Origin of the sequence: Nocardioides gilvus (assembly GCF_003194605.1) — a bacterium.
In the GTDB taxonomy this organism is placed as follows: Bacteria; Actinomycetota; Actinomycetes; order Propionibacteriales; family Nocardioidaceae; genus Nocardioides; species Nocardioides gilvus.
Genome location: NZ_QHKY01000002.1, coordinates 447,930 through 468,974 on the forward strand (window position 1 = coordinate 447,930; position 21,045 = coordinate 468,974).

Sequence of the window (21,045 nt, forward strand, 5' to 3'; positions counted from 1 at the left end):
TGTCTAGGCCTGTTCGCGCAGGTACTTCCCGAAGTGCGGCACGGTGAAGGCGATCCGGCCGCGCTCCCCGGAGTAGATGAGGCCCTTCTTCAGCAGCGCGTCGCGCGCCGGGGAGAGCGACTGCGGCTTCTTGCCCAGCACCGCAGCCACGTCGGCGGTCGGCACCGAGCCGATGTCATCGACCTCCTCCTCGCCCGCCGCGGCGATCGCCACAGCCGCGTCCGCCATCGCACGCAGGTACTCCCGCTCCCCCGGTGTGGCGCGCTCGAACCGTGATCCGAAGAAGCCCACCGCGAGCTCTGCCTCCGCCTCCGGGGACGCGACCGCGACGTCCTCGGCGGTGATCGGGGAGACGGGGGCCCGGTCCCAGACGGCCTTGCCGTAGGCCTGGATGAAGTACGGGTAGCCGCCGGTGGCGGCGTACAACCTGGCCAACGCATCCACCGTGTAGAACGCGTCCTCGTCCTCGGCCGGCGCAGCCAGGGCGAGGTCGGCCGCCTCGCGCGCGAGCCGATCGATGCGCTGGTAGGAGAAGAGCCGCTCGGAGTACGACTTCGAGGCCGACAGCACTGCGGGCAGGTGGGGCAGGCCGGCGCCGACGACGATCACCGGCAGCCGCGACTGGCTCATCTCATGGCATGCCGCGCAGAGGGCGGAGATGTCCTCGGGCCCGAGGTCCTGCATCTCGTCGATGAAGATCGCCACTCCTTTGCCGACGTCCTGGGCGAGTCCCCCGACGTCGGTGAAGAGCTCGACCAGGTCGATCTCGATGTCGCCGGAGTCGGCGCGCCCGCGCACCGGCGGCGCGTCGATGCCCGGGTTCCACTGCTCGCGCAGCTTTGCGTTCGGGCCGGCGTCGCGTTGGGCGAAGGAACGGATCACGCCGAGCACGTGATCGGTCTCGTCGGGCTGTGGGTGACCAAGCTCGCGTACGGCCTGGTGCAGCGCCGTCGACAACGGTCGACGCAACCCCTGGTCGGGGCGGGCCTCCAGCTTGCCTGTCCCCCACCGCTTGCGCACCGCCGCCGAACGCAGGGCGTTGAGCAGCACCGTCTTGCCGACACCGCGCAGGCCGGTCAGCACGATGGAGCGCTCGGGTCGCCCCTTCGAGACGCGCTCGAGGACCACGCCGAAGGCAGTCAGTTGGTCGTCGCGACCGGCGAGCTCGGGGGGACGCTGGCCGGCGCCGGGGGCGTACGGGTTTCTGATCGGATCCACGATGTGAAGGTATCGGGCTGTCTAGCGATTGGCTTAGACATCTGCAGAGTGTCGGATAGGCGTCTCCACTACGCTCGACCCATGCCTGAACTGCCCGAGGTGCACGCGCTGGCCCACGACCTCGACCAGCGCCTGCGGGATCGTCCGATCACCCGCATCGACCTGGCCGCGTTCAGCGCCCTGAAGACCTTCGATCCGCCGCTGCACGCGTTGCACGGCACCTTGGTCGAGTCGGTCACCCGGCACGGCAAGTTCCTCGACATCAACGCCTCCGGCGTCCACCTCGTCATCCACCTGGCCCGCGCCGGCTGGATCCGCTGGCGTGAAGAAGTCCCGGCGCTCCCGCCGAAGCCGGGCGGCAAGAGCCCGTTGGCAGCGCGCGTGGTCCTCGACGAGGACGAGGCCGGTCACACCAACGGTCTCGACGTCACCGAGGCCGGCACCAAGAAGTCACTCGCCATCTACGTCACCCACGACCCGCTCACCCTGGAGAACATTGCCCGGCTCGGGCCCGACCCGCTGGGCGTGGACTTCACCCTCGAACTCTTCGCGGAGATCCTCGCCGGGGCCGGGCGCTCGCAGATCAAGGGCGTGCTGCGCCACCAAGGCACCATCGCCGGGATCGGCAACGCCTACTCCGACGAGATCCTGCACGCGGCGAAGATGTCCCCCTTCAAGCCGGCCAGCAGCCTGGAGGACGCCGACATCGCGCACCTCTACTCCGCCGTGCGCGACACCTTGACCGAGGCCGTCGAGCGCAGCACCGGCCTGGCCGCAAGTGAGCTCAAGGGTGAGAAGAAGTCGCACATGGCCGTCCACGGCCGGACCGGTGAGAAGTGCCCGGTCTGCGGCGACGTCGTCCGCGAGGTCTCCTTCGCCGACTCGTCACTGCAGTACTGCCCCACCTGCCAGACCGGCGGGAAACCGCTGGCGGACCGGCGTACGAGCAAGTTCCTGAAGTAGCCCGGGCGCACGTGCCGGCGGCGCGGCGTATCAGTCGACCCTTCTCGGCACGCGGAGGAACAACCCCGCCAGGATCAGGCACGCGACGAGACCTCCCAGACCGGGCGCGAGCCACACTCGCCCAAAGCTTGCGTTCCCCGCGAGGGACGACAGGTAGGCACTCAGGAAGCCCAGGGCGACGCTGAGGGTGACACACAACAGAGCCGCGCCCACGTTGGACATGACCAGTCGGGCCCGACGCGCCTGAGAGGGGCTCAGCTCGGCCAGGACGCGAAGCGTCTCGCGCTCGCCCGCGATGGTCCCCAACCCGCCCAGGAGGAGGACGAGCCCACAGAGTCCCGTCCCCAGCAGCGCGACCAACACGCCTATCGCGCGTTGCCGGGCATACCCCTCATCTCCCGTCGCCTCCGAGACCTGGGCTGCCGGCGCGAGCTGCGCGACCCTCGCCCGCATGTGAGCACGGTCTGCCTCGGAGAGTTGGCGGAACTTCGTCAGGGCGACCAACTGATTCCCGGACGCGACGAGGCCGTACTCCTTGGCCAACTCGCTGTCCTCGGGAATGACGAGTCCCGGCATGTTGCCGCCCAGAGAGGCGTCCGCCGAAGCCCGGACGCGACCGGTCCGCGAAACGTCGTCCGTCTGGGCCTTGAACACGAGCAGCCCAACCGTCGACCCTTCGACAAGTCCACCGTCCGCCGAGGGCGCAGCGGCATGGTCATCGAGGGCAACGATGTTGATGGGACTTCTTGACCCCTGGGGGTAGCAGGTCTCGGGCAACTCGTTGGGGTTCGCGCCAGCGCCTGCTTGGTCCAGGCAGTCGACGAGACCTGAGCTGCTCACCCGGACGCCGTGTCGCGTCTCATCAGCGAGCTTGAGTTGTCGTGCGCCTGCGCCGCCCAGCGACGCGTACTCCCGGACCAGGGCATCTGCGGTCGCAGTGGGCACGTCCAGGATGAGCATCGAGCCGGAGGGTTGCAGGGCCCCGCTCTCCCCCTGGAACACCAGGGTGTCGTGGTTTGCCCTGGCTACGTGCGAGGCAGAGAGCACCGCGACGACGCCGGCGACTGCACAGGACCACTGAAGGCCACGGCCCAGGTGCGCCCCCAACCGGCGGAAGTCGAGGGGGAGAGTGCGGCGCACCAGCGCGAAGATGAGCGACGGCAGGGACGCAGCGAGGAGGACCGCCCCCAACGGGGCCAGACGGCTGCCTTCGTCGATGTCGGGGCCCAGACGGCTCACCCCGGCGAGGACCAGAAGGAGGAGTCCCGGAACAACGCCGAGCCCCCAGACGCGACCCGTGCTCCAAGCACGGGTGGGACGCTTGGACCGTAGCCAGCGACCCCCTGATCGGAGCGCCTGCCAGGACGCGCCGGTCGCCGCAGTCAGACCCACGACCACGACGATGTGCGCCCACGGCACCTCGACGCCCATCCAGTACTGCCCGAAGAGGCCGGACAGGGGTTCACGGACGAGGCGCATGACCGCGAGTGCCATGCCGGCACCGATCAGTTCTGCGACGACGAGGGTGACGGTGGCGATCCGCACGGCGTAGCCCCAGGCCCGACGCTGGCTCACACCCGCGCCCACCAAGGCTGCCACGTCGAATCGAACGGTCCCCCACATGGTCGCGGCCAGTCCCGTGAGCATGAGGGTCAGAAGGAACCCGAGCCCGAGCGGAAGATGGCGAAGTCGCCCCAGTCCCGCTGGAAGTTGCGTGCGAGCGTCATCGGCGAGGTTCGCCACGGTGCGGAAGGTCGCGGTGTAGGCGTCCAGCGACTGACGTAGATCTGCCACCTCGTAGGGATCACGGTCACTGAGCCAGACGCTCGCTTCCGCGGGCCGCAGCGCCGGGTCAGAGAGGACGACTGAGAGCTCTCCGACATTGCCGGAGTTGACAGTGATGCCGGTGATGACGACCTCATCTCGCGTGAGGTCTGGCTCCCGCAACGCGACTCGGTCTCCGATGTCCACATCGAGTGCTTCGGCGGCGGCGCGCGAAACCGTCACGCTGAGGGGGGCGGTCGCGCGCTCTCCACGCAGGAGGTTGCCGAGGGGCAGACCGGGCTCCCGCGTCGCGCGGATCGTCACCGGCACTTCGCGGTCCGGTGCGAGCAGGGACCCGCTCGAGTCCTTGACCGGGGAGAAACCGGTCAGGTCACCCAGCGTGGACGCGGTCGCTGGATCTCCCGTCTGGATCGCGAATCGACGACCGGCCTGATCACCCTCCACGGAAGTGAAGATGGCGTGCTCGGCAGTCAGGGTGAGTGCGGCGGACGCGGCGACCGCCCCACCCAGGAGGACGCCGAGAAGCGCCCAGATCAGGATGTGGGACCTGCGGTGGATCACCCACCGCCGGACCACCGGCACGGATGTCGGTTCAGACGTCATGCAAACACACCTGGCCGTTGGTGAGTCGGTAGACCACCGGCAGCGTCTGTGCCACCAGAGGGTCGTGGGTCGCGACGACGACCTGCACGTCGCCGCCGACGCTGAGATCCTTGAGGCAGTCGGCGACCAGCCTTGAGGACTGCTCGTCCAAGGCACCGGTGGGCTCGTCCGCCAAAAGCACACGGACCTCGCAGACAAGCGCCCGGGCAATCGCCACGCGCTGCTGCTCACCACCGGAGAGGGTGCCCGGCCGGCGATTCAGGCCAATGCCTGTCAGGCCTACCCGTGCCAGCGCGCCACGCACCCCCTCGGCCGATGCCGAGATCCCCCGCAACTCAGCCGCCAACCGAATGTTCTCACCGACCGAGAGGAACGGAATGAGTCGGTAGTCCTGATGGATCATGGCGACGCGCGTGTCGCCCGTGGTGCTCCACGTGGGGCGTTTCACGGGGGAGCCATCGATCGTGATGGTGCCGCCGTCTGGAGACTGAAGACCCGCAATGAGGCGAAGAAGGGTGCTCTTGCCAGATCCGCTGGGACCCATGATCGCGCTTGCGGAGGATGCGAACGAGACAGAAGCGCCATGCAGCGGCTTGGTGTCCGGGTAGGCGATCGAAACATTGTCGAGCGATATCAATTCCACTCCATCGTGAGGGCGGTCACCTCGACTCAGCCAAGGTGACCGCCATCGGGCTTCAATCAGACGTTTCAGCGCTGCTTGATTTCCTCGCGCGTATTCGTGCAGGAGAAGGTACACCTGTAGAAGTCGCTGGTGTAGGAGACATTCACCCGGGTAAACCACTGCGTGTTCATGTCGGGTTCGCTGGCAATGTCCAGGATGCCCTTCGCTCGGGAGTCCGACTGCAGTGACGAGCACCAGGCGCGGACAGGGTAGGAGTTGGGGCCCCAAATTTCACGCTCGACACGTTTCGAGTCACAACTACCACCCACTGCCGTGGCGTACTGAGCATTCACGACACTGAAGGGGGCCAAGGACGTGAGGAAAGCCAACAACAGAGCTGCGGCTTTGGTACGGATAACCTGCGTCAAGTTCCCTTTCGACAAACTCCGCGGATTTCGCGGCGGGCAGAACGTAGCAGGTGCACAGCTGGCGTATTAGTCCCATCCAAACGAGGATAAACTTTCATCAAATTTGGTGAAACATGCGCCGTTATCTATTGCTGCATCGTGCAATTCTCAACAAATTCCTGTTGCTCAGTCAGGTCGTGGCAGAAGAGCGTCTGCGTGGTCGGGTTGCAGCCCTTTGAGGTCACGGGAATGCCAGTGATTCCACGAGGTCGTCTGCCGTTCCCGGCCTTGGAAGCGGTGTTCCCTGGAATGACTCAGGCACATACGGTGACAGATCGGCTCGCCGGCACCTTGGCACCGCGGCTCGAACCGGTCCGTGAAATCGGACGCGTCAGCCCGACGCACCGTTGCTGAGGCAGACCACGTTGCCGAAGTCGTTGTAGGAGCGCAGCCTGGAGGACTCCTTCTTGGAGAGCTCGGTGTTCAGCGAGACGACGTCGTCCTGCGACGCGTCGTCCGGCAGGTCCCCGATCATCTCGATCCAGATCGCCATGCCCTTCTTCGCCTCGCCCGACATCTCTTCCGGAGGCTCGAGGTCGTCCAGCGTGGCGGCGAACTCCTTCATCCGTGAGACCACCTCGGTGTCGGAGGCACCCGGATCTCTGGAGGACTGCTCGTAGAAGTCGCGGTAGGCAGCGCAGAACTTGTCCTGCGCAGAGGGCTCGGGCTCCTCCTCATCGGCTCCGCACCCGACGAGGGCGACGCCAACGATCAGCAGCGTCGCCGCGAGTCGGACAATCTTCATGGGCTCAGGGTGCCGCATCACACGCCGAGGCTGCTAAACGGGGTGTGTGATTGTGGACACATTTCCTCATCCCGTGCGTCGCTCGCCAGCCACGGTGTCGTCGAACGCCGCCGGCAGGGGCAGCTCCGCGGCGTCGGCGAGCATCTCCGCGTAGTCGCCGCGGGAGACCTCCACGACCCCCAGGCTGGCGAGGTGGTCGGTGCTCCACTGGACGTCGAGCACCCGGCGATCGGCGTACTCATCCCTCATCATCTCGACCAACCCCCACAGCGCGACCTTGGAGGCGTCGGTGGCTCGATGGAACATCGACTCACCGGCGAAGAGGCCACCGACCGCGATGCCGTAGAGGCCTCCGACGAGCTCGCCGTCACGCCACGCCTCCACCGAGTGCGCCCACCCCATCCGGTGCAGGGCTGTGTAGGCGGTGACGATGTCGGAGTCGATCCACGCATGCGGTCGTGAGGGGTCCCCGCAGGCCGCGATCACCTCGTCGAACGCCGTGTCGACCCGGATCTCCATGGTCCGCGCCGAGCGACGCAACGAGCGCGACACCTTCAACTCGTCGAGCGGCAGCACGCCGCGGCGTACGGGAAGGAACCACATCGGTTGGTCCCCTTCCTCGCCACTGGGCATCGGGAAGAGCCCGCAGCGGTAGGCAGCGAGCAAGGTCCCCGGCTCGAGGTCGGCGCCAATGGCCACCAGGTCGTCGGTGGGGTCGAGACGCGAGAGGTCACGAGCCACCTCGGCGAGCCCCCACAGGGACGGCGGCGGTTCGATGGGCACGGTCCCGAGACTAGCGCCGCGGACGACTTCGCCTCGCCCCCTACTCTTTGGGACATGGGCATATCGAAGAAGATCAGCGGTCAGGTGGCCGGACGGCTCGCGCCGAAGGTCGCGTACGCCGCACCCGGCGTCACCTCCCGCGCCGTGCTCGAGGCCCTCGACCGGGCCATCGACGGCACCGGCCCGCTGAAGCCCGCGGCCACTGCCGCCGACAAGGAGCTCGAGCAGCACGGCGGCGACGTCGAACAGGCCATCAAGGGGATCATCGAGAACAACGTGCGGCTCTCGGGCCTCCAGGGCTTCGTGACCAACATCGGCGGCCTGACCACCCTCGCGGTCGCGATGCCCGCCAACATCATCGGCCTGGCGATGCTGCAGTGCCGGATGATCGCCGGCATCGCCCACCTGCGCGGTCACTCCCTGGTTGACCCGCGGGTGCGCGATGCGATCCTCGCCGCCATGCTCGGCAACGAGGGCGTCAGCCACCTCGTCGCCCAGAGGAAACTGCCAGGCGCTCCGTACGAGCTGGCCACCGCCGACAGGCACGACCCGGCCCTGCGGCAACTGTTGGCCACCGAGGTCGGTTCGTTCCTGATCGCCAAGGTCGCCGGCAAGCGACTGGTCACCGCGGCCGGTCGCCGGATCCCCGTGGTGGGTGGCGTGGTCGGCGCAGGCGCCGACGGCTTCTCGTCGTGGCAGGCGGGTCGTTACGCGGGCAAGGAGTTCTCACCCTCGGCACGCCGACGCCGGTAGCGGCGCAGGGCCGCTGCTCCCGCCCTCGAACCGAGGAGACGTCTGCCCACCGGCGTACGCAACAGGTCATCGACCTTCGGGCGTCCACCGCGTGACGCCTCGAGCTGCGCCTTGAGGTCCTGCTCCACGTCGCGCAGCCGCGCCGTTTCGTTGAGCAGCGCCTCGATCACGTCGAGGGCGACGCGGTTGAGGGCCTTCGCGCCGGGGCGGTCGGGGTCGACCCAGTCGCCACCTCCCGGGTGTCCCCGCAGGTCGTCCAGATCACCCACGAGGTCGTAGCCGCGGCTGCCGAGCTCCTCCACCCATCCCGCGGAGATCTTCATGGCTCGCTGCTCCCACTCCGGCGGCAGGCTGATCCGCGGCGAGTCGCTGCGATGGGAGAGCGTCTTGTGCACGAGCAGTTCACGCACCAGGGCGCCGTAGTGCCCCGGCAGCTGGCCGCGTACCTTCCGGTTGATCTTCCGCACCAGGGTGGTCTCTGCCACCCCCATCGAGGGGTTGGCGCGGGCGGCGGCGAGGTCCAGTCCCCAGAGTCCGTCGAGGCCGAACACCCGACTGAACCGACTCCAGAGCTCGTCCCGGGGGGCACCCCGGGGTGGCACGGTGATCAGGTGGATCTGCTCCGGCGGCAGGCCGGCACCCCAGCGTTCGATGATGTCGGGGAGATCCTGGACCCGCCAGAACCAGGAGGCGACCCGCGAACCGCGCTCGGGGTCCTGGATCCGTTCGAGGAAGTTGGCGAAGCTCACGGACGAGTTGTGCTTGACGTTCTCCTGCCACTCGGCCGGGATCTGCCGCACCAGGTCGCGGGCCGAGATGATCAGGTGCACCTCCATGTCCCCGAGGGACTCGAGGGCGCGTCGCACCTGGGCGGGTTTGGCCGCAGCCAGGACCTCGTGACTGATGATCGAGGTGCCGCGCGCGTTGCGGACCTCGGCGGCGAGCTCGTCCCAGGCGCCCGCTGACTCCTCGCCCAGACCGGCCCAGTGCAGTCCCATCAGGTCGATCGCGGCCCGGAAGTGGGAGTCGAACCGCTCGCCCGGGTAGTGCAACCCCTGGGTGGCGAGGACCGCGCGGTTGCGGAAGAGCACGTCCTGGAGATGGCTGGTGCCGGTCTTGGGGGTACCGACGTGCAACAGCAACTTGCGACGGCGTGTTGGGGTGGGACCCACGACACCCTCCTCCATGCTCGATCACTCACCAGGCTGGAACTCAGGGTACGTGCCCTGCCCAGCCTCGCCTCAGCGGCCGCGCAGTCTGCGGGCCCGGGTCAACAGGACCTGGCCGAGGGTGTCGGAGCGGTGGGCGGCCTCCCGTGTCATCGCCGCCAGCGCATCGGTAGCCGCGTCGAGCTGCTGGCGCGTACGGGTGCGGTCGGGGTCCTGCCACTCGACGTCTTCGGCAGGACGGCGGGGGCGCAGGTCGTCGACGTCGCCGACCACGTCGACACCACTGCCCTCGAGCCAGTCGATCCACAACTGGGCGGTGTCCTGGACGCTCTCGTAGCGATCGGGCGGCAGGGTCACCGGCAGGGTCTCGCGGTTGACCAGCTCACCCTCCGCCAGCATGGTGCGGATCAGGTTGTCGTAGGTCGCGCCGCGGTGCATCCCCAGCCCCAGACGGCGGTTGAGCTGACGCAACAGCTGGGTCTCCGCGATGCCCAGTGAACGGTGGGTCAGCTCACTGTCCAGGGGCGCCCAGGTGGGCTCGACGTTGATGGCGCGGGCGAACCGTTGCCACAACTCCGTACGGCTGCGTTCGTGCGGGACCGTGACGACGTGCACCCGCTCGGGCGGCAGGTTCGAGCTCCAGGTGTTCAGCACACTCGGCAGGTCGAGCGCCCGGTGGAACCACGTCTCACCCTCGTCGAGCCGGGCCAGGAACGAGGCGAAGGTCCAGCGGCGACCCTGCTTGACGCTCTCCTGCCACACGGCCGGCAGCTGACGCCCCAGGTCACGGGCGGTGTACACGATGTGGATCTCGCAGTCGGCGAGGTCCTTCATCACCTGGGCGACCTGGTCGGGACGCGCCGGGCCGAGGACCTCGTGGCTGATCACCACGCTGGACGACGCCCGCACCGCTTTAGCGACCATGGCCGGCCAACAACCCTCCGCGTGCCCGGCCGGGCCGCCCCAGTCCTGGTCCAGCAGGTCGAGCGCCGCGCGGAAGTGGAAGGTTCCGATCTCGGTGCCACGCTTCGTCGGGACGGTGACACCGTGGCGGGCGAGGTTGGCGGCGTTGAGCGCGAGCCGGTCCCGGATGTAGGCGGACCCGGTCTTCGGGGCACCCACGTGAAGGTAGACGACCGGGCTCATGCGGCAGATTGTGCCATCACGCCCCGCCCGCCGGAGCGCGACGAGACCGGAGTCTCACGCCCCACTCAGGGCGCGGACCACCGCGGACGTGCTCGGGCGACCCAGCTGCCCGGCCATGAAGGTGCTGGTCGCCACCACTGCGTCGAGGTCGACGCCGGTCTCGATGCCGAGTCCTTGCAGCATCCACAGCAGGTCCTCGGTGGCGAGGTTGCCGGTGGCCGACTTCGCGTACGGGCAGCCGCCGAGGCCTCCGGCGCTGGCGTCGAAGGTGGTGATCCCCACCTGCAACGCGGCGTGGGTGTTGGCCAGCGCCTGACCGTACGTGTCGTGGAAGTGCATCGCGATCCGTTCGGGGCCGACGCCGGCCGCGCCGAACGCCGCGACCATCGCCTGCACGTGGCCTGCGGTGGCGACGCCGATCGTGTCGCCGAGGCTGAGCTGGCCCGCCCCCATCTCGAGGAGGCGTACGCCGGCGCGGACCACCGCGTCGATCTCCACGGCGCCCTCCCACGGGTCGCCGAAGCACATCGAGAGATAGCCGCGTACGTCCATCCCGGCGTCACGGGCCCGGCGCACGGTCGGGGAGAACATCGCGAACTGCTCGTCGTAGGAGCGGTTCAGGTTCTTCTGCGCGAAGGTCTCGGTCGAGGAACCGAAGACCGCGACGTGCTCCAGGCCGAGCTCGAGGGCGCGGTCCAGACCCTTCTCGTTGGGCACCAGGACTGGCATCCGGCGGGCCGCGTCGCCGAGTCGGTCGACCAGCAGACCCATCAGCTCGGCGGCATCGGCCAGCTGGGGCACCCACCTGGGGTGGACGAAGCTGGTCGCCTCGATGATCGGGAGCCCGGCGTCGAGGAGCCGGGTGATCATCTCGGCCTTGACCTCGACCGGGACGACCGCCTTCTCGTTCTGCAGGCCGTCGCGGGGACCGACCTCGTAGATCGTGACGGCCTCGGGCATCGGGACCGCGGTGATCGCCTGGGCCGGGACCGTCATCGGCAGGGCGACGCGCTGTTCGGTGTTCGCTGTGCTCACGGGTTGGACGCTACCTCTCCTCGGGTGGACCGGAATTCGGTGGAACCGGACACACCGGTCTGACTACGTTGTGGGGATGCCCCGCCCTGCCCTTCCCGCGCAGTTGACGCGGTTGCGGCGGATGTTCGCGACGCTCGACGCGGGCGACCCGTCCGTGCCTGACGGGATGGAGACGTACGTATGGATCACCAACCCGGACGGCACGCCCGGCGCCCCGGACGACGACCTGGTCGCGCCGCTGGTCGAGGCGCTCCTGGGTGACGACGAGGGGATCGCCCTCTTCGCGCGCTCCCGCGGGGGCGCCTCCTCGGTGCGCGACCCGCGCGTGCCGACCCTGGTCACCGGCGCCGGCCCTGATCGACTCATGTGTGAGGTCGTGGTGGTGGACGCCGACGAGCTCGTCGACGCCGCTGCACGGGAGCGGGGCCCTCGCAGCGCAACCCCCGTCTGGCTCTGGGCGGCCGACCTCTCGTGGGTGCTGCACTGGTGGCCACACGAGTCGTACGGCGCGCTGGCTGGTCCGGGCGAGGTGGTCGCCCGGGTCACGTCTGCCCTGCGCGCGGTGCCCGTACCGGACGGGCACGACGAACCGTTGCTGGAGCCGATGGAAGCACAGCAGATCAGGCGTCCGCCGACTCCTGGATCGGGGTGACGGTGAAGAGCAGGGCCCCCAGCGGGACCAGGTCTCCGACGCTCGCGCCGACCTCGGTGACGGTGCCGGCGAAGGGTGCCTTGAGCGAGAGCTCCATCTTCATGGCCTCCATCATGCCCAGCGTCTCCTCAGCAGCAACCGTGTCACCGACCGCGACCTTGACCGCGAGAACTGTCCCGGGCATCGGTGCGGTCAGCGTCCCGTCGCCGACCGCGGCTGCGGTGTCGGCGAACGGGTCGGCGAAGTTGAAGACGTGACGCTGGCCTCGGTGCACGATCTCCACCTCGTGGCGGCGAGCGAAGCCGATGGCGTGCTCGTCGCGGTGGTGGACCTTTGTCAGGCCCCGGAAACTCTGGCGCGCGGCGAGCTGGGTGGTCACGTCGCGCGGCACCTCGACCCACTCATCGAGGTGGACCCGGACCGGGGCGCGTTCGCCGCCGATCCGCCAGCCGTCACCGTGGAAGGGGCTGTCGCCAGCGTCGCGCAGCGTGAGAGCCGCGGCCAGGGTGCGCGCCGTCGCCCGGTCGGGCTCCGGCACCTGGTTGCGGTCGAGCCAGGCGGTGTCGATGCGGGCGTCGCGGAACTCGTCGGTCGCGGCGAGTGTGCGCAGGAAGCCCGTGTTGGTGGTGAGGCCGAGGATCGCGGTTCCGTCCAACGCGTCGAGGAGGGCGGCGCGCGCCGACTCCCGGTCGGGACCCCAGGTGATCACCTTGCCAAGCATCGGGTCGAAGTAGGTGGAGACCTCCTGGCCCGAGTGCAGGGCGTGGTCAATGCGGACGTGGGCCGCCGACGCGTCGATCCAGTGGCCCCACGCCACGTGGGTCGCGCGCCCGGCCTGCGGAAGGAAGCCACCGAACGAGTCCTCGGCGTAGACACGGGCCTCGATGGCGTGGCCCTCCAGCGTGACGTCGGTCTGGGCGAAGTCGAGCGGCTGGCCCGCCGCGACCGCGAGTTGCAGGGCGACGAGGTCCGTCCGCTCGCCACGAATCCGGACGACCTCCTCGGTGACCGGGTGCTCGACCTGGAGTCGGGTGTTCATCTCGAGGAAGTAGAACTCGCCGGTGGCGTTGTCGAGCAGGAACTCGACCGTGCCGGCGTTCGTGTAGCCGACGTTGGCGGCGAGCGCGACGGCCGAGGCGGTGATCGCCGCACGCTGATCAGCGCTGATGGTCGGCGCGGGGGCCTCCTCCAGCACCTTCTGGTGGCGTCGCTGAGTGGAGCAGTCGCGCTCGAAGAGGTGCCGCACGTTGCCGTGGCTGTCCCCCATTACCTGGACCTCGATGTGGCGACCGGACTCGACGTACTTCTCCACCAGCAAGGTGTCGTCGCCGAACGAGTTGAGCCCTTCTCGCGCCGCAGCCGCACGGCCCTCGGCGAAGCCGTCGGCGCTGCGTACGACCCGCATGCCCTTGCCGCCGCCGCCGGCCGCGGCCTTGACCAGCACCGGGTAGGCGAAGGTCGTCGGGTCGGCGTCGATGTCGTATGCCGGGATCACCGGCACGCCCGCGGCCACGGCGATCTCGCGAGCGGCGTCCTTGCGTCCCATCGCGTCCATCACGTCGGCCGACGGGCCGACCAGCGTGATGCCGGCAGCCTCGAGGGCGCGGGCGAAGACCGAACGCTCCGAGAGGAAGCCGTAGCCGGGGTGGACCGCATCTGCGCCGGCCTCGACGGCTGCGGCCACCACGGCGTCGACGTCCAGGTAGCCGGGCACCTCGACGGCGACGTCGGCCTCCCGTACGTGCGGGGCGTCGGCGTCGATCGCGGTGTGGATGGCGACCGTACGGATGCCGAGCGCCTCAGCGGTACGGAAGACGCGCAGGGCGATCTCGCCGCGGTTGGCGACGAGGAGGGTCTTGATCTCTCTCCCCCGCCCGGACGTCATCACCTCCGGTGGCTGGGGCGCGCGCTCGTGATGACGTCCCGCGGGGGTCGGGGTCACGGGGCCTTCAGGGGTCTGGCTCAGGTCACTCATCAGGTCACATCCGGAAGACGCCGTAGGCCGGCGCCGGGGTCGGGGCGTTGGCGGCGACCGCCAGGCCCATGCCGAGCACGCGACGGGTGTCGAGGGGATCGATGATCCCGTCGTCCCACAGGCGTGCGGTGGAGTAGTAGGGCGAGCCCTGGGTCTCGTACGTCTCGCGGATCGGAGCCTTGAAGGCCTCCTCCTCCTCGGCCGACCATTCCCCGCCGCGGCCCTCGATGCCGTCGCGCTTGACCGTCGACAGCACGGACGCCGCCTGCTCGCCACCCATCACCGAGATGCGCGCGTTGGGCCACATCCACAGGAAGCGGGGGTCGTACGCGCGTCCGGCCATGCCGTAGTTGCCGGCGCCGAAGGAGCCACCGATGACGACGGTGAACTTCGGTACGACGCTGGTCGCCACCGCGGTGACGAGCTTGGCGCCGTCACGGGCGATGCCGCGGTTCTCGTACTCGCGCCCGACCATGAAGCCGGTGATGTTCTGCAGGAAGACGATCGGGATGCCGCGGGAGTTGCAGAGCTCGATGAAGTGGGCGCCCTTGAGCGACGACTCGCTGAAGAGGATGCCGTTGTTGGCGACGATGCCGACCGGGTGGCCCCAGATGTGCGCGAAGCCCGTGACCAAGGTCTGGCCGTAGAGCTTCTTGAACTCGTGGAAGCGGCTGCCGTCGACGATGCGGCGGATCACCTCGCGCACGTCGTAGGGCTGGCGGGTGTCGCTGGGCACGACGTCGTACAGGCCGAGCGGGTCCTCGAGCGGCTCCTCGGGCTCGCGCAGGTCGTAGGAGGGACGGCCGGCGCCTGCCTCGAAGCCGGAGATCGGCGGGAGGGTGTCGACGATGCTGCGCACGATCTGCAAGGCGTGGTCGTCGTCCTCGGCGAGGTGGTCGACGACCCCGGACGTGCGAGCGTGCACGTCGCCGCCGCCGAGGTCCTCGGCCGTGACGACCTCACCCGTCGCGGCCTTCACCAGCGGCGGACCGCCGAGGAAGATCGTGCCCTGGTTGCGCACGATGACGGTCTCGTCGCTCATCGCGGGAACGTACGCCCCACCCGCGGTGCACGAGCCCATCACCGCGGAGATCTGGGCGAGGCCGCGGGCACTCAGGTTGGCCTGGTTGTAGAAGATCCGGCCGAAGTGCTCGCGGTCGGGGAAGACCTCGTCCTGCATCGGCAGGAAGGCGCCGCCGGAGTCGACGAGGTAGACGCACGGCAAGTTGTTCTCCGCGGCGATGGTCTGCGCGCGCAGGTGCTTCTTGACCGTGATCGGGTAGTAGGTGCCGCCCTTCACGGTCGCGTCGTTGGCGACCACCATGACGTCGCGGCCGCTGACCCGCCCGATGCCGGCGACCACGGAGGCGCTCGGCACGGCGTTGTCGTCGCCGTCCTTGCCGTACATCCCCCAGGCGGCCATCGGCGCCACCTCGAGGAAGGGGCTGCCGGGGTCGAGCAGGCGGTCGACGCGGTCGCGGACCAGCAACTTGCCGCGGCCGGTGTGCTTGGCGCGGGCGCTCTCGGAGCCACCCTGACGGACGAGGGCGAGCCGCTCGCGCAGTTCGGCGGTGAGGTCGTGGAGACTCATGCGTTTAGGTTAACGCTCATTAACCTGATCCGTCCAGCGGTCTCCCACACTCGTGGGACGTCATCATCTCCGATCATCGGGGCGACCGCTCGTGATGACGTCCCGGGGGCTCCGCGCCAGGACGTCATCACCTCCGGGCGTCCTGACCACCCCTCGTGATGACGTCCGGCGCAGGTGAACAACCGCTAACGTGGACGGGTGCCCGAGTCCACCGCCGAGTCCACCACCGCCACGCCGCAGGCCAGGCCCGTGACGAGTCGACGCCAACAACTGCTCGACATCGCCGCCGACCTCTTCGCCCGGCGCGGCTTCCACGGCGTCTCCGTCACCGACCTCGGCGCAGCGGCCGGCATCTCCGGTCCGGCGCTCTACAAGCACTTCACCTCCAAGGACGCGATCCTCGCCGAGATGCTGATCTCGATCTCCGAGGAGCTGCTCTCGGTCGGACGGGCACGCGCGGCCTCGGCCACCGACGTACGCGGGTCGCTCGCCGCCCTGGTCGACTGGCACGTCGACTTCGCGCTCTCCCACAAGCCGCTGATCATCGTGCAGGACCGTGACTGGAGCTCGTTGCCGGACGAGGCCCGCGAACGGGTCCGCGGACTCCAACGCGACTACGTCGACCTCTGGGCGACGACACTCCAGGGACTGCACCCCGAGGTCAGCCTCGACACCGCGCGCGCCTGCGTGCACGCCACCTTCGGGCTGATCAACTCCACCCCACGCAGCAGTCGGGTGCCGGTCGAGGAGATGCGAGCGCTGCTCACCGAGATGGCGTTGCGGGCGCTCGACGCCTGAGGCCAGACGCCCGAGGCCCTGGCGCCCGAGTCTCAGACGTCCAGGACCAGCTTGTCCGACTTCGCGCGCGAGACGCAGACGTACATCTCCGTGTTGGTCGCTCGCTCGGCCTCGGTGAGCAGCCCGTCGTCGCGGTGGTCGACCTCGCCCGCGAGGACCTTGGTCCAGCAGGAGCCGCAGTGACCCTCCTCGCAGGAGTAGTCGAAGCCGGGGACGTGCTTGATCACGGCGTCGAGGGTGCGCTCGTCGGCGCCGACCGTCATGGTGACGCCCGTACGCCGCAGCTCCAACTCGAAGGGCTGGTCGCCCTTGGCGGCCTCGGCGCGGGCCGCGGCGTTCTCCTCGGAGGCGGTGAAGCGCTCGAAGTAGAGCTTGGAGTCGGGGGCGTACTTCTCGACGCACTGCTCGACCGCGGCGATCAGTGGCGAAGGGCCACAGCAGTAGACGGCCGTGTCGGCGTCGATCGCCTCGAGCGCGGTCCTGAGGTCGAGCAGGCCGTCGGTGTCCTGCGGGGCGATCTTGATCCGGTCGCCGCCGATCTCGACGAGTTCGTCGACGAAGGCCATCGAGGCGCGGGTGCGGCCGCCGTAGAGCAGGGTCCACTCGGCGCCCTCGGGCACGCCCGCGACCATCGCGCGGATCGGCGTGACGCCGATGCCGCCGGCGATGAAGAGGTACTTCGCGCTGGGGTGCAGCTCGAAGTGGTTGCGCGGTTGGGTGGCCGTGATCAGTTTGCCGACCAGTCGGGCGTCGTCGTGGAGCTCCTTGGAACCGCCGCGGCCGGCCTCTTCGCGGAGCACCGAGACGCGGTACTCCATGCGGTTGGCCGGGTCCCCGCAGAGCGAGTACTGCCGGATCAGCCCGGCGGGCGTGTGGATCTCGAGGTGTGCCCCCGGCGCCCACTCGGGCAGCTCCTCACCGTGGGGGTCGACGAAGGTGATCGCGATGACGCCCTCCGCGACCGGGGTGACGGCCTTGACCTCGAGGTCGAGCTTGGGCTCGACAGGTGCCGCTGCGGTGGCGGCCTTCTCGGCGGCGAACTTGCGAGCGGCGTCAGCCGTGGGGTCGTACGCCTTGGCGGCGGGGACGTCGAGCCAGGAGGACTTCGCGCGCTTCTTGAACGGGAACACCATGAGAAAAGGATATATCCTATCGAGCAGTACCGAGGGAGTCCTGCCACTGTAGCCAGCCGACCAGCGCGCTCAGGCTCTCCCCGGCGGCCCGTCACCGGTGGTGAAATCCCCCAACATCGCCGTCGCCTCCTCCGCGGCCTCGATCCCGGGGACCAGGTCGGCGTCCTCCTCGGCCATCTCCTCCTCGGCCATCTCCTCTGGGTCCCCGCTGACGAGGGGTTGCAGCTGCTCCAGCAACTCAGGTCGCGCCAGACCGCGCACGTGCACCAGCACCAGCGGCTCCGCCTCCATCAACCACGACACCTGGGTCAGCACCGCGATGGCGTGCCGGCACGGTTGGGCCCACGCCTCGCACGCGCAGACCGCGTCGAACTCCCCGCCGTACGGAAGCAGCTCGACGCCCGCCTCCTCGGTCGCCTCGACGAACGCCTCCGGCAACGTCCCCGCCAGCAGCGCGCCGATCCACCCGGCCCCGGAGCCGACCACCTCGACCAGCGTCTGCGACGCGACCGGGTCCAGCAGCGGCAGCTCGACCCGCAACCCGTAGGTCTCCTCGCCGTCGGTCACCGCGGCCACGACCAGGCCGGCCGTGACCGTGAGCTGACCGACCGCCCCGGCGCGCGCCAGGGCCATGCCCCTCTTCAGGTCGCGATCCTCGTACGCCGACTCCTCGACCGCGGAGCGCCAACCGCGGGCCCACTCCGTACGCACCGTCCCCGAGCGCCGGGGCGCGATGCGCGGATACGTGCGAGCGTGGTCGGCGCTCACCGCAGTGCCACGAGGTCACGCAGCTCGTCGTTGTCCAGCTCGGTCAGAGCAGCCTCGCCACCTGCGAGCACCGAGTCGGCGAGATCGCGCTTGCGCTCCAGCATCTCGGCGATCCGTTCCTCGACCGTGCCCTCGGTGATCATCTTGTGCACCTGGACCGGCTTGGTCTGGCCGATCCGGTAGGCCCGGTCGGTGGCCTGGGTCTCGACGGCAGGGTTCCACCACCGGTCGACGTGGATGACATGGTCGGCCCGGGTCAGGTTGAGGCCCGTGCCACCGGCCTTGAGGGAGAGCAGGAAGACCGGGACCTGGTCCTCTCCCTCCGCCAGCTGGAAGCGACGGACCATCGCCTCACGCTCGGCCACGGGCACACCACCGTGCAGGAACTGGTGGCGTACGCCGGCCCGCGTCAGATGGGTCTCGATCAGCCGCGCCATCGCGACGTACTGGGTGAAGACGAGGACCGCGCCGTCCTCGGCCAGCACCGTGCCGATCAACTCGTCGAGCAGGTCGAGCTTCTCCGAGCGTCCGGTCAACTTGGGGTTGGCCTGCTTGAGGAACTGCGCCGGGTGGTTGCAGATCTGCTTCAGACCGGTGAGCATCGCCAGCACCAGGCCGCGGCGCTCCTCGGGTTGTGAGCGTTCGATGCGCTCCATCCGGTCCTTGACGAACGACTCGTAGAGCACGGCCTGCTCGCGGGTCAGCCCGACCAGGTGGTCGGTCTCGGTCTTCGGCGGCAGCTCGGGGACGATGCCGGGGTCGGACTTGCGGCGGCGCAGCAGGAAAGGGCTGATCAGGTCCGCGAAGGCCTTCGTGATCTTGGTGTCGACCCCCGCCTCGATCGGCGCCGCCCAGACCCGTCGGAACGCAAGGCGGCTGCCGAGCAGTCCGGGGATCGCCCAGTCGAGGATCGCCCAGAGCTCGGTCAGGTTGTTCTCGACCGGGGTGCCGGTGAGCGCGACCCGGGCGGTCGAGTTGATGGTCCGCAGCTCGCGGGCGGTGCTGGAGCCGGCGTTCTTCACGTGCTGCGCCTCGTCGGCCACGACCAGGTCCCACGCCACCTCGCCGAGCGTCGCGGCGTCGTTGCGCATCGTCCCGTAGGTGGTCAGCACGAAGCCGTCGGTGACGCCGGTCAACGTACGTCCGCCGCCGTGGAAGCGGCTGACCCGCACGCCGGGAGCGAAGCGGTGGATCTCGGCCTCCCAGTTGCCGAGCAGCGAGGCCGGACAGACCACCAGCGTCGGCCCGGCGAAACCGGCGTCGCGGCGGTGCAGGTGCAGCGCGATGACCGTGATCGTCTTGCCCAGCCCCATGTCGTCGGCCAGACAGGCGCCCAACCCCATCGAGGTGAGCTCGGCCAGCCAGGTGAGGCCGTGGCGTTGGTAGCCGCGCAGCTGGGCCTGCAACCCGGCGGGCACCTCGATCGGCTCCGTCGAGGCAGCGTTGAGCAACCGCTCGCGGACCTTGAGCAGGGTGGCCCCGGCATGGACCTCGACCGGCGCCTTGTCGATCTCGGCGACCCCCGACAGAGCGGCCGCGACCGCCTCGGCCGGCTTGACGTTGCGGATCAGGCGCTTGCGGGCGCGGCGCGCGGTCTCGGGGTCGACGACGACCCAGTTGTCGCGCAGCTTGATCATCGGAGAGGCTGCCTGGGCCAGCTGTGTCATCTCGTCGTCGGTCAGCTCCTCGCCACGCAGCGAGATCTGCCACTTGAACGCGAAGAGGTCGTCAGCGCCGAGCGTGGACGACTGCAACGGCCCCTCGCTGGAGCCGCCCTTCTTCCTGGCATCGAGCACCGTGCGACTGGACAGGTCGCGGCCGATGGAGCGCGGCCAGAGCACGTCGACGCCGGCTGCCGCGAGCGCGTCGAGCCCGCGGTCGAGCAGGTCGACGATCTCGTCGGAGTCGAGCACCAGCTCGTCGGGCACCCGCAGGTCGAGGAGCCGGTCGAGCACGTTCCAGGCGTCGGCGGCCCGCCGCAGCGCGCTGCTGGTGTGCATCCGGGCCCGGTCCCCGAAACCGTGGGAGGCATCAACCCCCGACTCCAACCAGAGCGCGGAGGCGTCGGCGATGTGCAGGGGGTTGGCCTCGGCCGCCACCTGCGGCACGAGCCGGAGCTCGCCGGCGAACAACTGCTCGTCGGCGGCCTCGATCCGCAGCGCGAGGGTGACGGTCTGAGGTCGGTCGTCGGTGCCGTGCGTACGCCGCAGTCGGGTGAGGCGATCCTGCAGGCGCTCGGAGTACTCGGCGGCAGTGGCGGCGCGGGTGGCCGCCTGGCGCTCGGCCCACGTACGGCCGGGGGCGCCTCCGCTCATCGCGGCCCGGGCGGCTGCGGCACCGCGGGTCGGCGCGGCCGTACGTGTGGGCGCCTTGCGCGGGGAGGCATCGATGACGGCGTCGACCATCCGTCGTACGACCCCTTCCGCCGCCGCGGCGTCCATCCCGTCGGCGGCCCGGGCCAGTGCCAGCTGCTCGATCCGGTCGGCGTCCGCGTCGTTGAAGACCGGCACCCACCAGGGCTCCTCGTCGTGCGGACCGAACCGGCCGTCGGCGACGAGACGCAGAGCGAGGTGGGCCGCTCCCGCCAGAAGACGGACGCTGGGGTGCAGGGTCGGCGCCCCCTCCCGCTGGGCACGGGCCAGGACCGGCATCGCCGCCGTGATCGGGAGCGTGACCGCCCGCGCACCGGGCTGGTCACCGGTGAATTCGATCGTCCCCTCGCGTGGCGGCTCGGCGGAGCGCAGCGTCGCCGGGCCGGTGGTGGGAACAAGACTCACGGCGTCGACGGTAGCCGCAGTCACCCACACCTTCGCCGCGAGCGCCTCCAGTGTCGGTGGGG

The 21,045-nt window shown here is 69.6% G+C and carries 17 protein-coding genes; 4 read left to right on the top strand and 13 right to left on the bottom strand.

Translation table 11 applies throughout. The features are described from left to right. Positions 1-3: 3 nt before the first annotated feature. Positions 4-1,218, bottom strand: a complete 1,215-nt coding sequence (locus DNK52_RS07455; RefSeq protein ID WP_110240349.1) for an ATP-binding protein — start codon at positions 1,216-1,218, stop codon at positions 4-6. 81 nt (positions 1,219-1,299) lie between these two features. Between DNK52_RS07455 and DNK52_RS07460 the strand changes: the two genes are divergently transcribed. After that, positions 1,300-2,181 (top strand): Fpg/Nei family DNA glycosylase, encoded by an 882-nt coding sequence (locus tag DNK52_RS07460; protein ID WP_110240350.1) that lies wholly within the window; start codon positions 1,300-1,302, stop codon positions 2,179-2,181. Between the two features lie 30 nt (positions 2,182-2,211). Here the strand turns inward: DNK52_RS07460 and DNK52_RS07465 are convergent, their stop codons facing one another. The 4 genes from DNK52_RS07465 to aat all read right to left on the bottom strand — a co-directional run bounded on the left by DNK52_RS07465 (position 2,212) and on the right by aat (position 7,186). Continuing rightward, a complete protein-coding gene (locus tag DNK52_RS07465) occupies positions 2,212-4,569 on the bottom strand; it encodes an ABC transporter permease family protein (protein WP_162598670.1) in 2,358 nt (785 codons plus the stop codon). Beyond that, positions 4,559-5,206, bottom strand: coding sequence for an ABC transporter ATP-binding protein (locus DNK52_RS07470; protein WP_162598671.1), 648 nt, complete (start codon positions 5,204-5,206; stop codon positions 4,559-4,561). The genes DNK52_RS07465 and DNK52_RS07470 overlap by 11 nt, the downstream gene beginning before the upstream one ends. Positions 5,207-5,989: 783 nt before the next feature. Beyond that, a complete protein-coding gene (locus tag DNK52_RS07480) occupies positions 5,990-6,403 on the bottom strand; it encodes a hypothetical protein (RefSeq protein ID WP_110240354.1) in 414 nt (137 codons plus the stop codon). A 66-nt stretch (positions 6,404-6,469) separates the two neighbouring features. Next, a complete protein-coding gene (gene aat, locus DNK52_RS07485; protein WP_110240355.1) occupies positions 6,470-7,186 on the bottom strand; it encodes a leucyl/phenylalanyl-tRNA--protein transferase in 717 nt (238 codons plus the stop codon). A gap of 54 nt (positions 7,187-7,240) precedes the next feature. Between aat and DNK52_RS07490 the strand changes: the two genes are divergently transcribed. Further along, positions 7,241-7,939: an EcsC family protein gene (locus DNK52_RS07490; protein WP_110240356.1), complete on the top strand. Its 699-nt coding sequence runs from the start codon at positions 7,241-7,243 to the stop codon at positions 7,937-7,939. Here the strand turns inward: DNK52_RS07490 and DNK52_RS07495 are convergent. The 3 genes from DNK52_RS07495 to DNK52_RS07505 all read right to left on the bottom strand — a co-directional run bounded on the left by DNK52_RS07495 (position 7,894) and on the right by DNK52_RS07505 (position 11,289). Continuing rightward, positions 7,894-9,111 carry a hypothetical protein gene (locus DNK52_RS07495; protein WP_162598672.1) on the bottom strand — a complete coding sequence of 406 codons (1,218 nt, stop codon included), beginning with the start codon at positions 9,109-9,111 and terminating at the stop codon, positions 7,894-7,896. The genes DNK52_RS07490 and DNK52_RS07495 overlap by 46 nt on opposite strands. Positions 9,112-9,180: 69 nt before the next feature. Then, the gene (locus DNK52_RS07500) at positions 9,181-10,254 is read right to left on the bottom strand and encodes a hypothetical protein (RefSeq protein WP_110240358.1); all 1,074 of its coding nucleotides are present in this window, start codon (positions 10,252-10,254) and stop codon (positions 9,181-9,183) included. A gap of 54 nt (positions 10,255-10,308) precedes the next feature. Beyond that, positions 10,309-11,289, bottom strand: a complete 981-nt coding sequence (locus tag DNK52_RS07505; RefSeq protein ID WP_239455442.1) for a hydroxymethylglutaryl-CoA lyase — start codon at positions 11,287-11,289, stop codon at positions 10,309-10,311. A 76-nt stretch (positions 11,290-11,365) separates the two neighbouring features. On the opposite strand from DNK52_RS07505, the gene DNK52_RS07510 reads away from it, so the two are divergent. Then, positions 11,366-11,941, top strand: coding sequence for a hypothetical protein (locus tag DNK52_RS07510; protein ID WP_162598673.1), 576 nt, complete (start codon positions 11,366-11,368; stop codon positions 11,939-11,941). Here DNK52_RS07510 and DNK52_RS07515 read toward each other — a convergent pair. Both DNK52_RS07515 and DNK52_RS07520 read right to left on the bottom strand, forming a co-directional pair. Further along, positions 11,910-13,916: an acetyl/propionyl/methylcrotonyl-CoA carboxylase subunit alpha gene (locus tag DNK52_RS07515; protein ID WP_239455443.1), complete on the bottom strand. Its 2,007-nt coding sequence runs from the start codon at positions 13,914-13,916 to the stop codon at positions 11,910-11,912. The genes DNK52_RS07510 and DNK52_RS07515 overlap by 32 nt on opposite strands. Before the next feature lie 4 nt (positions 13,917-13,920). Next, positions 13,921-15,507: a carboxyl transferase domain-containing protein gene (locus DNK52_RS07520; RefSeq protein ID WP_110240361.1), complete on the bottom strand. Its 1,587-nt coding sequence runs from the start codon at positions 15,505-15,507 to the stop codon at positions 13,921-13,923. A 198-nt stretch (positions 15,508-15,705) separates the two neighbouring features. On the opposite strand from DNK52_RS07520, the gene DNK52_RS07525 reads away from it, so the two are divergent. Further along, positions 15,706-16,305: a TetR/AcrR family transcriptional regulator gene (locus DNK52_RS07525; protein ID WP_110240362.1), complete on the top strand. Its 600-nt coding sequence runs from the start codon at positions 15,706-15,708 to the stop codon at positions 16,303-16,305. 32 nt (positions 16,306-16,337) lie between these two features. Here the strand turns inward: DNK52_RS07525 and DNK52_RS07530 are convergent, their stop codons facing one another. The 3 genes from DNK52_RS07530 to DNK52_RS07540 all read right to left on the bottom strand — a co-directional run bounded on the left by DNK52_RS07530 (position 16,338) and on the right by DNK52_RS07540 (position 20,983). Continuing rightward, positions 16,338-17,438, bottom strand: a complete 1,101-nt coding sequence (locus tag DNK52_RS07530) for a PDR/VanB family oxidoreductase (RefSeq protein ID WP_162598674.1) — start codon at positions 17,436-17,438, stop codon at positions 16,338-16,340. A 69-nt stretch (positions 17,439-17,507) separates the two neighbouring features. Beyond that, entirely contained in the window at positions 17,508-18,206 is a 699-nt protein-coding gene (locus DNK52_RS07535) for an SWIM zinc finger family protein (protein WP_110240363.1), read from the bottom strand. Then, positions 18,203-20,983 (bottom strand): DEAD/DEAH box helicase, encoded by a 2,781-nt coding sequence (locus tag DNK52_RS07540; RefSeq protein ID WP_110240631.1) that lies wholly within the window; start codon positions 20,981-20,983, stop codon positions 18,203-18,205. Before DNK52_RS07540 ends, DNK52_RS07535 begins: the two co-directional genes overlap by 4 nt. Between the last annotated feature and the right edge of the window lie 62 nt (positions 20,984-21,045).